At 44.8% G+C, this 13,214-nt stretch carries 8 protein-coding genes; all 8 read left to right on the forward strand.

Annotation, left to right across the window (positions count from 1 at the left end):
- Positions 1–60 precede the first annotated feature (60 nt).
- The 8 genes from comA to purH all read left to right on the forward strand — a co-directional run bounded on the left by comA (position 61) and on the right by purH (position 13,133).
- Positions 61–2,214, forward strand: a complete 2,154-nt coding sequence (gene comA / locus HMPREF1149_RS10620; protein ID WP_000672147.1) for a peptide cleavage/export ABC transporter ComA — start codon at positions 61–63, stop codon at positions 2,212–2,214.
- Between the two features lie 12 nt (positions 2,215–2,226).
- Entirely contained in the window at positions 2,227–3,576 is a 1,350-nt protein-coding gene (comB, locus tag HMPREF1149_RS10625; protein WP_000801580.1) for a competence pheromone export protein ComB, read from the forward strand.
- A 168-nt stretch (positions 3,577–3,744) separates the two neighbouring features.
- Positions 3,745–4,452: a phosphoribosylaminoimidazolesuccinocarboxamide synthase gene (gene purC, locus HMPREF1149_RS10630; protein WP_000043277.1), complete on the forward strand. Its 708-nt coding sequence runs from the start codon at positions 3,745–3,747 to the stop codon at positions 4,450–4,452.
- Between the two features lie 67 nt (positions 4,453–4,519).
- Positions 4,520–8,245, forward strand: a complete 3,726-nt coding sequence (locus HMPREF1149_RS10635) for a phosphoribosylformylglycinamidine synthase (RefSeq protein ID WP_000361229.1) — start codon at positions 4,520–4,522, stop codon at positions 8,243–8,245.
- 93 nt (positions 8,246–8,338) lie between these two features.
- A complete protein-coding gene (purF, locus tag HMPREF1149_RS10640) occupies positions 8,339–9,781 on the forward strand; it encodes an amidophosphoribosyltransferase (protein WP_000220623.1) in 1,443 nt (480 codons plus the stop codon).
- 224 nt (positions 9,782–10,005) lie between these two features.
- Positions 10,006–11,028, forward strand: coding sequence for a phosphoribosylformylglycinamidine cyclo-ligase (gene purM / locus HMPREF1149_RS10645; RefSeq protein ID WP_000182572.1), 1,023 nt, complete (start codon positions 10,006–10,008; stop codon positions 11,026–11,028).
- Complete coding sequence (purN, locus tag HMPREF1149_RS10650) at positions 11,025–11,570, forward strand: phosphoribosylglycinamide formyltransferase (protein ID WP_000717495.1); 546 nt, start codon at positions 11,025–11,027, stop codon at positions 11,568–11,570. Before purM ends, purN begins: the two co-directional genes overlap by 4 nt.
- Before the next feature lie 15 nt (positions 11,571–11,585).
- Positions 11,586–13,133, forward strand: a complete 1,548-nt coding sequence (gene purH / locus HMPREF1149_RS10655) for a bifunctional phosphoribosylaminoimidazolecarboxamide formyltransferase/IMP cyclohydrolase (protein ID WP_000166532.1) — start codon at positions 11,586–11,588, stop codon at positions 13,131–13,133.
- Positions 13,134–13,214: the final 81 nt, after the last annotated feature.

Consider the following 13,214-nt stretch of genomic DNA (forward strand, 5'->3'; position numbering starts at 1 on the left):
CTTATTTGGTTAAAATAATCTTACAAATTTTTAAAGAGATTGTTAGAAAAAGGAGAAGATATGAAATTTAGGAAAAGGCACTATCGTCCCCAGGTGGATCAGATGGATTGCGGCGTGGCTTCCTTGGCTATGGTCTTTGGTTACTACGGTAGTTATTACTCCTTGGCTCATCTACGAGAGTTAGCCAAGACGACCATGGATGGGACGACCGCTTTGGGACTTGTAAAGGTGGCAGAGGAGATTGGGTTTGAGACGCGGGCTATCAAGGCGGATATGACGCTCTTTGATCTGCCAGATTTGACCTTTCCTTTTGTGGCTCATGTGCTCAAGGAAGGGAAGTTGCTCCACTACTATGTGGTGACAGGTAAGGATAAAAAGCACATTCATATCGCTGATCCGGATCCTGGTGTCAAGCTGACTAAGATTTCCCGTGAGCGATTTGCGCAAGAGTGGACAGGGGTTAGTATTTTTATGGCACCATCACCGGACTACAAACCTCATAAGGAGAAAAAACAGGGACTCCTATCCTTCTTGCCGATCTTACTCAAGCAGCGTGGCTTAATTACCAATATCGTCCTAGCGACACTCTTGGTAACCTTGATCAATATCGTGGGTTCCTACTATCTTCAGTCTATCATTGATAGTTACGTGCCAGACCAGATGCGCTCGACACTGGGTATTATCTCTATTGGGCTGGTCATCGTCTATATCCTCCAGCAGATTTTGTCTTATGCCCAGGAATATCTCCTACTGATACTTGGGCAACGCTTATCGATTGACGTGATTTTGTCCTACATCAAGCATGTTTTTCACCTGCCAATGTCCTTTTTTGCGACACGCAGGACAGGAGAAATCGTGTCTCGTTTTACAGATGCCAATAGTATCATCGATGCGCTGGCGTCGACCATTCTGTCGATTTTCCTAGATGTGTCGACGATTTTGATTATCTCGCTTGTCCTGTTTTCACAAAATATGACACTCTTTTTCATAACTTTATTGGCACTTCCTATCTACACAGTGATTATCTTTGCCTTTATGAAGCCGTTTGAAAAGATGAATCGGGACACCATGGAAGCCAATGCAGTTCTGTCTTCTTCTATCATTGAGGACATCAACGGCATTGAGACCATTAAATCTTTGACCAGTGAGAGTTCGCGCTATCAAAAGATTGACAAGGAATTTGTGGCTTATCTGAAAAAATCTTTTACCTATAGTCGGGCAGAAAGCCAGCAAAAGGCTCTGAAAAAAGTTGCCCAGCTCCTGCTAAATGTTGCCGTTCTCTGGCTAGGAGCTATTCTGGTCATGGATGGGAAAATGAGTTTGGGCCAGCTGATTACCTATAATACTTTGCTTGTTTACTTTACCAATCCTTTGGAAAATATCATCAACCTGCAAACCAAGCTTCAGACAGCGCAGGTTGCCAATAATCGCTTAAATGAGGTTTATCTAGTAGCTTCGGAGTTTGAGGAGAAGAAAACGGTAGAAGATTTGAGCATGATGAATGGAGATATGACCTTTAAGCAGGTTCACTACAAGTATGGCTATGGTCGTGACGTCTTGTCGGATATTAATTTGACCATTCCCCAAGGGTCTAAGATGGCTTTTGTGGGGATTTCAGGTTCGGGTAAGACCACCTTAGCCAAGATGATGGTTAATTTCTACGATCCAAGTCAGGGAGAGATTAGTCTGGGTGGTGTCAATCTTAATCAGATTGACAAAAAGGCTTTGCGCCAGTACATCAACTATTTGCCTCAACAGCCCTATGTCTTTAACGGAACGATTTTGGAGAATCTTCTTCTTGGAGCCAAGGAGGGGACAACTCAGGAAGATATCTTACGGGCAGTTGAATTGGCCGAGATTCGAGAGGATATCGAGCGCATGCCACTGAATTACCAGACAGAATTAACTTCGGATGGAGCTGGAATTTCAGGTGGACAACGTCAGCGAATCGCTCTGGCGCGTGCTCTCTTGACAGATGCGCCTGTCTTGATCTTGGACGAGGCGACCAGCAGTCTGGATATTTTGACAGAGAAGCGGATTGTTGATAATCTCATGGCTTTGGACAAGACCTTGATTTTCATCGCCCACCGCTTGACCATCGCTGAGCGGACAGAGAAGGTTGTTGTTTTGGAACAGGGCAAGATTATCGAAGAAGGAAAGCATGCAGACTTGCTTGCACAGGATGGATTTTACGCCCATTTGGTGAATAGCTAGAAAGAGGAGAGGATGAAACCAGAATTTTTAGAAAGTGCGGAGTTTTATAATCGTCGTTACCATAATTTTTCCAGTCGGGTGATTTTACCTATGTCACTTCTGTTCGTGTTTTTACTAGGATTTGCAGTTTTTGCAGAGAAAGAGATTAGTTTGTCTACCAGAGCGACTGTCGAACCTAGTCGGATCATTGCCAATATCCAGTCGACTAGCAATCAACGCATTGTGGCAAATTATCTGGAAGAAAACAAACTAGTCAAGCAGGGGGAACTCCTCGTTCAGTACCAGCAAGGTGCGGAAGCTGTCCAGGTTGAGGCATATGCCAGTCAATTGGAGATGTTAAAGGATCAAAAAAAGCAGTTGGGGTATTTGCAATCCAGTTTGAAAGAGGGGAGTGATCAATTTCCAGAGGCGGATAAGTTTGGTTATCAGGAGATGTTTCGAGACTATCTCAGCCAAGCTAGTAGTCTTAGGAGTAATGTTTCTCAACAAAATGCCAGCATCTCTTCTCAAAATGCGGCAGCAAGTCAGAGCCAGGCCGAGATTGGCAATCTTATCAGCCAAACAGAGGATAAAATTCGAGACTACAAAACAGCTAAGTCAGCGATTGAAAAGGGAGATCAACTGGATAGTCAGAATCCAGCCTACTCTTTTTACCAGACCTATAAAAATCAAGGTGAAGAAGATCCGCAAGCTAAATCGCAAGTTATTGCGCAAGTGGATGCACAAATTGCTCAGCTAGAGTCTAGTCTAGCTACGTATCGTGTACAGTATGCGGGTTCTGGAGCTCAACAGGCCCACGCAACGGGACTGGATAGTCAACTGGAATCGCTCAAGTCTCAGCACTTAGTCAAAGTTGGCCAGGAATTAACTCTTCTAGATCAGAAAATTTTGGAGGCGGAATCTGGTAAGAAGGTACAGGGAGGTCTCCTAGATAAGGGGAAGATTACAGCAAGTGAGGATGGGGTGCTTCACCTTAATCCTGAGACTAGTGAATCTACGATGGTCGCAGAAGGAACCTTGCTAGCCCAACTCTACCCATCTTTGGAAAAAGAAGGAAAAATCAAACTCACAGCCTATCTCAGTTCAAAAGATGTTGCTAGAGTCAAGATTGGGGACTCTGTCCGTTATACTACGACTAATGATGCGAAGAATCAAATTTTCCTGGATTCTACGATTACAAGTATTGATGCGACAGCTACAAAGACTAAACAAGGAAATTTCTTTAAAATTGAGGCGGAGACCCACCTGACTTCTGAGCAAGCTGCAACACTTCGTTATGGTTTAGAAGGTCGCCTGCAGATGATTACGGGAAAGAAAAGCTATCTCCGTTATTTTTGGGATCAATTTTTGAATAAAGGGTAATATTCGTGTTTTTCAGAGGATAAATGATTTTAAAACTGTAAGAAGAGCCTATCTTGCAGTTTTTCTTTACGCTTGAAATAGGAAAACGTTATTTATTCGTAAAAATCTTGAATTTTTCATACTTTTATGGTAGAATGTGCTCAAGTAAAACGAAAGGCGAACTTTAAAATGTCAAAACAACTAATCTATTCGGGAAAAGCCAAGGATATCTATACAACTGAGGATGAAAATCTCATTATTTCAACTTACAAGGACCAGGCGACTGCTTTTAACGGTGTCAAGAAGGAGCAGATTGCGGGCAAGGGAGTCTTGAATAATCAGATTTCATCTTTTATTTTTGAGAAATTAAATGCGGCTGGTGTGGCGACTCACTTTGTGGAGAAAATTTCGGACACGGAACAGCTCAATAAAAAAGTTGAGATTATTCCTTTGGAAGTCGTGCTCCGCAACTACACGGCTGGTTCCTTTTCAAAACGTTTTGGCGTAGATGAAGGTATCGCTTTGGAAACTCCAATTGTCGAATTTTACTATAAAAATGATGATTTGGATGATCCCTTTATCAATGACGAGCATGTGAAATTCCTTAAAATTGCGGATGACCAGCAGATTGCTTACTTGAAGGAAGAAACCCGTCGTATCAATGAGCTCTTGAAGGCTTGGTTTACTGAGATCGGCCTTAAATTGATTGACTTTAAGCTAGAGTTCGGTTTTGACAAGGATGGTGAGATTATCTTGGCAGACGAGTTTTCACCCGATAACTGCCGTTTGTGGGATGCAGATGGCAACCACATGGACAAGGATGTTTTCCGTCGTGGCTTGGGAGAACTAACTGATGTTTACGAAGTTGTCTGGGAAAAGTTGCAGGAATTGAAATAATCTGTTTGTAAGACTCTCAAGGTCGTTTGGGAACATTGCAAGAGCTGAAATAAAGGAATAAGAATTGATGGATAAACGTATTTTTGTTGAGAAAAAGGCTGATTTTCAGGTTAAATCAGAGAGTTTGGTAAGGGAGCTCCAGCATAACTTGGGACTGTCAACTTTGAAAAGTATTCGCATTGTGCAGGTTTATGATGTCTTTGATTTGGTAGAGGACTTGTTTGCACCTGCGGAAAAACACATCTTCTCTGAGCAGGTAACAGACCATGTCTTGGATGAATCAGCCGTGCAAGCGGATCTTGCTAACTATGCTTTCTTTGCCATTGAAAGCCTGCCAGGACAGTTTGACCAGCGTGCAGCTTCTTCACAGGAAGCCTTGCTTTTGCTGGGAAGTTCGAGTGACGTGACGGTCAATACAGCTCAACTTTACTTGGTTAATAAAGATATTGATGCGACTGAGTTGGAAGCAGTCAAGAACTATTTACTCAACCCAGTTGATTCTCGTTTCAAGGACATCACGACAGGGATTGCCAAGCAGGAATTTTCAGAGTCGGACAAGACCATTCCTAAATTGACTTTCTTTGAAAGTTATACGGCAGAAGACTTTGCTCGCTACAAGGCCGAGCAAGGGATGGCAATGGAAGTGGATGATTTGCTCTTTATCCAAGACTACTTCAAGTCAATCGGGCGCGTGCCGACTGAGACTGAGCTCAAGGTGTTGGATACTTACTGGTCTGACCACTGCCGTCACACGACTTTTGAGACCGAGTTGAAACACATTGATTTCTCAGCTTCTAAATTCCAAAAGCAATTGCAGGCGACTTATGACAAGTATATTGCCATGCGTGAGGAACTAGGTCGGTCTGAAAAGCCACAAACCTTGATGGATATGGCGACTATTTTTGGTCGTTATGAGCGTGCTAATGGTCGTTTGGACGACATGGAAGTGTCTGATGAAATAAACGCCTGCTCAGTAGAAATCGAAGTGGAGGTTGATGGTGTCAAGGAACCTTGGCTCCTCATGTTCAAAAACGAAACCCACAACCACCCAACGGAAATTGAACCATTTGGTGGAGCGGCTACTTGTATCGGTGGAGCCATTCGTGACCCGTTGTCAGGCCGTTCATACGTTTACCAAGCTATGCGTATCTCAGGCGCTGGTGATATTACAGCTCCGATTTCGGAAACTCGCGCTGGTAAATTACCACAACAAGTCATTTCGAAGACAGCGGCTCACGGTTATTCTTCATATGGTAACCAGATTGGTCTGGCGACGACTTACGTTCGTGAATACTTCCACCCAGGTTTTGTAGCCAAACGCATGGAGCTAGGTGCAGTTGTCGGTGCGGCTCCCAAGGGCAACGTTGTCCGTGAAAAACCGGAAGCAGGCGATGTGATTATCTTGCTCGGTGGTAAGACTGGACGTGATGGTGTCGGTGGTGCAACGGGATCTTCTAAGGTTCAAACAGTTGAGTCTGTAGAGACTGCTGGTGCTGAGGTTCAAAAAGGGAATGCCATCGAAGAACGCAAGATTCAGCGCCTCTTCCGTAATGGCGATGTCACTCGTCTCATCAAGAAATCCAACGACTTTGGTGCTGGTGGTGTCTGTGTAGCCATTGGTGAATTGGCAGATGGTCTTGAAATCGACCTCAACAAGGTTCCTCTTAAATACCAGGGCTTGAATGGTACAGAAATTGCTATCTCTGAATCACAAGAACGGATGGCAGTTGTGGTGCGTCCTGAAGACGTAGATTCCTTCGTTGCAGAATGTAATAAAGAAAATATTGACGCTGTTGTGGTTGCGACAGTGACTGAAAAACCAAATCTAGTCATGCACTGGAATGGTGAAATCATTGTGGACTTGGAACGTCGTTTCCTTGATACAAACGGTGTGCGCGTGGTCGTCGATGCCAAGGTGGTGGACAAGGACGTCAAGCTTCCAGAAGAACGCACAACAAGCACTAACACACTTGAAGCTGATACCCTTGCGGTATTGTCTGACCTCAACCATGCGAGTCAAAAAGGTTTACAAACTATCTTTGACTGTTCGGTCGGTCGTTCAACGGTCAATCACCCACTTGGTGGTCGCTACCAACTCACACCAACTGAGGGATCTGTGCAGAAATTGCCAGTTCAGCACGGTGTAACTCACACTGCGTCTGTCATGGCCCAAGGATTCAATCCATATGTGGCAGAATGGTCTCCATATCATGGCGCTGCTTATGCGGTTATCGAAGCAACTGCTCGTTTGGTTGCTGCTGGTGCAAACTGGTCCAAGGCTCGCTTCTCTTACCAAGAGTATTTTGAGCGCATGGATAAACAAGCAGAGCGTTTTGGTCAGCCGGTAGCGGCTCTTCTAGGTTCTATCGAAGCACAAATCCAACTTGGCTTGCCATCTATCGGTGGTAAGGACTCTATGTCTGGTACTTTTGAAGAATTAACCGTACCACCAACCTTGGTTGCCTTTGGGGTGACAACAGCAGATAGCCGGAAGGTCCTCTCTCCAGAGTTCAAGACTGCTGGTGAAAACATCTACTACATCCCAGGTCAAGCCCTCTCCGCAGAGATTGATTTTGACTTGATTAAGTCTAATTTTGCTCAATTTGAAGCCATCCAAGCTGATAACAAAGTAACATCTGCATCAGCTGTTAAATATGGTGGTGTTCTTGAAAGCTTGGTTCTTGCTAGCTTTGGGAACCATATTGGTGCAGAGGTAAACTTGCTTGAACTTGAAACAGCTTTGACAGCTCAATTGGGTGGATTTATCTTCACATCTCCTCAAGAAATCGCTGGAGTAGAGAAAATCGGTCAAACAAGCACAGACTTTACACTCGTTGTCAACGGTGTGAAGCTAGATGGACACAAACTTGACAGTGCCTTTCAAGGGAAACTGGAAGAAGTTTACCCAACAGAATTTACCCAAGCTAAAGAACTGGAAGAAGTTCCAGCTGTCGCTTCTAACACAGTCATCAAAGCTAAAGAAACTATTGAAAAACCAGTAGTTTACATCCCAGTCTTCCCAGGAACAAACTCAGAATATGATTCAGCAAAAGCTTTTGAAAAAGAAGGTGCAGAAGTCAACTTGGTGCCATTCGTGACCTTGAATGAAGAAGCAATTGTCAAGTCAGTTGAAACCATGGTTGACAATATCGGCAAGGCAAACATTCTCTTCTTTGCAGGTGGATTCTCAGCTGCGGATGAGCCGGATGGATCAGCTAAGTTTATTGTCAATATCTTGCTCAATGAAAAAGTGCGTGCAGCCATTGATGGCTTTATCGCTCGTGGTGGCTTGGTTATCGGTATCTGTAATGGATTCCAGGCCTTGGTCAAATCAGGTCTTCTTCCATATGGTAACTTTGAAGATGCAAGTAGCACTAGCCCAACCCTTTTCTACAATGATGCCAACCAACACGTGGCTAAGATGGTGGAAACTCGGATTGCCAATACCAACTCGCCATGGTTGGCTGGAGTGCGAGTGGGTGATATCCATGCCATCCCAGTATCGCACGGTGAAGGGAAGTTTGTTGTGACGGCCGAGGAATTTGCGGAGCTCCGCGACAATGGCCAAATCTTTAGCCAATACGTTGACTTTGACGGCAAACCAAGTATGGATTCTAAGTACAATCCGAATGGTTCCGTAAATGCCATCGAAGGAATTACCAGCAAGAACGGTCAAATCATCGGTAAAATGGGACACTCAGAACGTTATGAAGATGGTCTTTTCCAAAACATCCCAGGAGATAAAGACCAGCATCTGTTTGCGTCGGCGGTTAAATACTTTACTGGAAAATAAGACTTACAGATTTTCTAATAGATAGTATCAGTAATGTAAAAGTCATGTAGATTTAGCTCTTGGTGATACACAAATAAAAATTAGGTATAAAAAATGACATACGAAGTAAAATCTCTTAATGAAGAATGTGGCGTTTTTGGTATTTGGGGACATCCAGATGCTGCTAAATTGACCTATTTTGGTCTCCACAGTCTTCAGCACCGTGGTCAGGAGGGGGCAGGAATCCTCTCCAATGATCAGGGACAATTGAAGCGTCATCGTGATATGGGGCTTTTATCAGAAGTCTTCAAAAATCCAGCTAATTTGGATAAATTGACTGGTACGAGCGCGATTGGGCATGTTCGTTACGCGACTGCTGGCGAAGCTTCTGTGGATAACATCCAGCCCTTCCTTTTTCGCTTTCATGATATGCAGTTTGGACTTGCTCATAACGGAAATCTGACCAATGCCGAATCGCTCAAGAAAGAATTGGAACAAAGTGGCGCTATTTTCAGTTCAACTTCGGACTCGGAAATCTTGGCTCACCTCATTCGTCGGAGTCACAATCCGAACTTGATGGGTAAAATCAAGGAAGCACTTAGTCTCGTCAAAGGTGGCTTTGCTTATATCCTGCTATTTGAGGACAAGTTGGTTGCGGCCCTTGACCCTAATGGTTTCCGTCCACTTTCTATTGGGAAAATGGCCAACGGAGCGGTGGTGGTTTCGTCAGAAACCTGTGCTTTTGAAGTCATTGGTGCCGAGTGGATTCGCGATGTAAAACCAGGAGAGATTGTAATCGTGGATGACAATGGCATCCAGTACGATAGCTATACGAATGATACCCAGCTGGCGATTTGTTCTATGGAGTATATCTACTTTGCTCGTCCTGATTCTAATATCCACGGTGTCAATGTCCATACAGCTCGCAAACGTATGGGGGCCCAATTAGCGCGTGAGTTCAAGCACGAAGCGGATATCGTGGTTGGTGTGCCAAATTCCTCGCTCAGCGCAGCCATGGGATTTGCAGAAGAATCAGGTCTGCCAAATGAAATGGGTCTCATCAAAAACCAATATACCCAACGCACCTTTATTCAACCGACTCAAGAATTGCGGGAGCAAGGGGTGCGGATGAAACTATCTGCTGTTTCGGGTGTCGTTAAAGGCAAACGTGTGGTTATGGTGGATGATTCCATTGTTCGTGGGACAACCTCTCGCCGTATCGTTCAGCTTTTGAAAGAAGCAGGTGCGTCTGAGGTTCACGTTGCTATTGGCAGTCCAGCGCTAGCTTATCCATGTTTTTACGGGATTGATATCCAGACGCGTCAGGAGCTGATTGCGGCCAATCATACGGTAGAAGAAACCTGCCAAATCATTGGTGCGGATAGCCTGACCTATCTTTCTATTGAAGGCTTGATTGATTCTATCGGGATTGAAACAGATGCGCCAAATGGTGGTCTCTGTGTCGCTTATTTTGACGGCGACTACCCAACTCCTCTCTACGACTATGAGGAAGACTATCAAAGAAGTTTGGAAGAAAAGACCAGTTTTTACAAATAGACGGATAAAGACTCCCCATTAAAGGAAAGGAAGAGGAGACAAAGATGACAAATAAAAATGCTTATGCTCCACGTCTCGCTACTGACTAAAAGCTAAAGCATTTGTCAGTAGACGCTTTCTCCTATGGGACCAAAGCTAGAGACCTGACTAGTATTTTTAGATAAAATGATTGTTTATCTAAAAATACGTCGCAGTCTTTCTCAAAAAAAGAAAAGGATTAAAAAATGACAAATAAGAATGCATACGCTCAATCGGGTGTGGATGTTGAAGCGGGTTATGAAGTTGTTGAGCGGATCAAAAAGCACGTGGCTCGTACGGAGCGTGCAGGTGTCATGGGAGCTCTAGGTGGCTTTGGTGGCATGTTTGATCTTTCAAAAACAGGTGTCAAAGAGCCGGTCTTGATCTCAGGGACTGACGGTGTCGGGACCAAGCTCATGCTGGCTATCAAATACGATAAGCATGATACCATCGGTCAGGACTGTGTGGCCATGTGTGTTAATGACATCATCGCTGCAGGTGCGGAGCCTCTTTACTTCCTTGACTACGTCGCGACTGGCAAGAATGAACCAGCTAAACTAGAACAAGTGGTTGCTGGTGTGGCAGAAGGTTGTGTGCAGGCAGGCGCCGCCCTCATTGGCGGGGAAACGGCTGAAATGCCTGGTATGTATGGCGAAGATGACTACGATCTGGCTGGTTTTGCAGTCGGTGTGGCTGAAAAATCTCAAATCATAGACGGTTCAAAAGTAGCAGAAGGTGATGTCCTTCTCGGACTTGCTTCGAGCGGGATTCACTCAAATGGTTACTCACTCGTGCGTCGTGTCTTTGCCGACTATACAGGTGAGGAAGTTTTGCCAGAATTGGAAGGCAAGCAACTCAAGGAAGTCCTTCTTGAGCCGACTCGTATCTATGTCAAAGCTGTCTTACCACTCATCAAGGAAGAGTTAGTCAACGGCATTGCCCACATCACAGGTGGCGGCTTTATCGAGAATGTTCCTCGTATGTTTGCGGCTGACCTAGCTGCGGAAATTGAAGAAGACAAGGTTCCAGTCCTTCCTATTTTCAAAGCTCTTGAAAAATACGGTGAAATCAAGCATGAAGAAATGTTTGAAATCTTCAATATGGGTGTGGGACTCATGCTGGCAGTTAGCCCTGAAAATGTAGGTCGCGTCAAGGAATTGTTGGATGAACCAGTCTATGAAATTGGTCGCATCGTCAAGAAAGAAAACGAAAGTGTCATCATCAAATGAAAAAAATAGCGGTTTTTGCCTCTGGTAACGGCTCAAACTTTCAGGTGATTGCCGAAGAATTTCCGGTAGAGTTTGTTTTTTCAGACCATCGTGACGCCTATGTGCTGGAGCGGGCAGAAAAGCTCGGCGTCCTGTCCTATGCTTTTGAACTCAAGGAGTTTGAGAACAAGGCGGACTACGAAGTTGCTCTTGTCGAGCTCTTGGAAGAACACCAGATTGACTTGGTTTGCCTCGCCGGCTATATGAAAATCGTTGGGCCAACTTTATTAGCAACTTATGAGGGTCGAATTATCAACATTCATCCAGCCTACCTTCCAGAATTTCCAGGAGCTCAGGGGATTGAGGATGCTTGGAATGCTGGTGTTACTGAGAGTGGCGTGACCATTCACTGGGTGGACTCGGGTGTGGATACAGGAAAGGTTATTAAACAAGTACGCGTACCACGACTAGCTGATGATACCATCGAAAGCTTTGAAGCTCGCATTCATGAAGCAGAGTACAAGTTGTATCCAGAGGTTATTAGAGAATTGTTGTATAAGTAAATGAAAGGAAAAAACATGACTAAACGCGCCTTAATCAGCGTCTCAGACAAAGCGGGCATTGTTGAATTTGCCCAAGAACTCAAAAAAATTGGTTGGGATATTATCTCAACAGGTGGGACCAAAGTTGTCCTTGACAATGCTGGGGTGGAGACCATTGCGATTGATGATGTGACTGGGTTCCCAGAAATGATGGACGGTCGTGTCAAGACCCTGCACCCGAATATCCATGGTGGTCTCCTTGCTCGTCGTGATTTGGATAGCCATCTTCAAGCGGCTAAGGACAATAATATCGAATTGATTGACCTTGTGGTGGTAAACCTTTACCCATTCAAGGAAACGATTCTCAAACCAGATGTGACGTACGCTGACGCAGTTGAAAATATTGATATCGGTGGGCCATCCATGCTTCGTTCAGCAGCGAAAAACCACGCTAGCGTAACGGTTGTAGTAGACCCTGCTGACTATGCTGTGGTGCTTGATGAATTGGCAGCAAATGGTGAAACAAGTTACGAAACTCGCCAACGTTTGGCAGCCAAGGTTTTTCGTCACACAGCGGCTTATGACGCCTTGATTGCAGAATACTTCACAGCTCAAGTGGGCGAAAGCAAACCTGAAAAGCTCACTTTGACCTATGACCTCAAGCAACCAATGCGTTATGGGGAAAATCCTCAGCAGGATGCGGACTTCTACCAAAAAGCTTTGCCGACAGACTATTCGATTGCATCCGCTAAACAGCTTAACGGTAAGGAATTGTCATTCAACAATATTCGTGACGCTGATGCGGCGATTCGTATCATTCGTGATTTCAAAGACCGTCCAACCGTTGTGGCTCTCAAACACATGAACCCATGTGGAATTGGTCAAGCTGATGACATCGAAACAGCTTGGGATTATGCTTATGAGTCTGACCCAGTGTCTATCTTTGGTGGAATTGTCGTCCTTAACCGCGAGGTGGATGCTGCGACTGCTGAGAAGATGCACGGTGTATTCCTCGAGATCATCATCGCACCGAGCTATACGGATGAAGCGCTAGCCATTTTGACCAACAAAAAGAAAAACTTGCGTATCCTTGCCTTGCCATTTGACGCTCAAGAGGCTAGTGAAGTGGAAGCAGAATACACAGGTGTAGTAGGTGGACTTCTCGTGCAAAATCAAGACGTGGTCAAGGAAAGCCCAGCTGACTGGCAAGTGGTGACCAAACGCCAGCCAACCGAGACAGAAGCGACTGCTCTTGAGTTCGCTTGGAAAGCAATTAAGTACGTCAAATCAAACGGTATCATCGTGACCAATGACCACATGACACTCGGTGTTGGCCCAGGACAAACCAACCGTGTGGCTTCTGTTCGTATTGCGATTGACCAAGCTAAAGACCGCCTTGACGGCGCTGTGCTTGCTTCTGATGCCTTCTTCCCATTTGCAGATAACGTGGAAGAAATTGCTAAAGCAGGCATTAAAGCCATCATCCAACCAGGTGGCTCAGTTCGTGACCAAGAATCCATCGAAGCAGCGGATAAATATGGCTTGACCATGGTCTTCACAGGAGTAAGACATTTTAGACATTGATGGGTATTTAAAAATTAGCTCATTATCAACTGTGATAAATGATTTATCGCTAACAACGAGAGAAGACGTAAGTTGTCTTCT

It is taken from the genome of Streptococcus sp. BS35b, assembly GCF_000286475.1.
Taxonomy (GTDB): domain Bacteria; phylum Bacillota; class Bacilli; order Lactobacillales; family Streptococcaceae; genus Streptococcus; species Streptococcus oralis_W.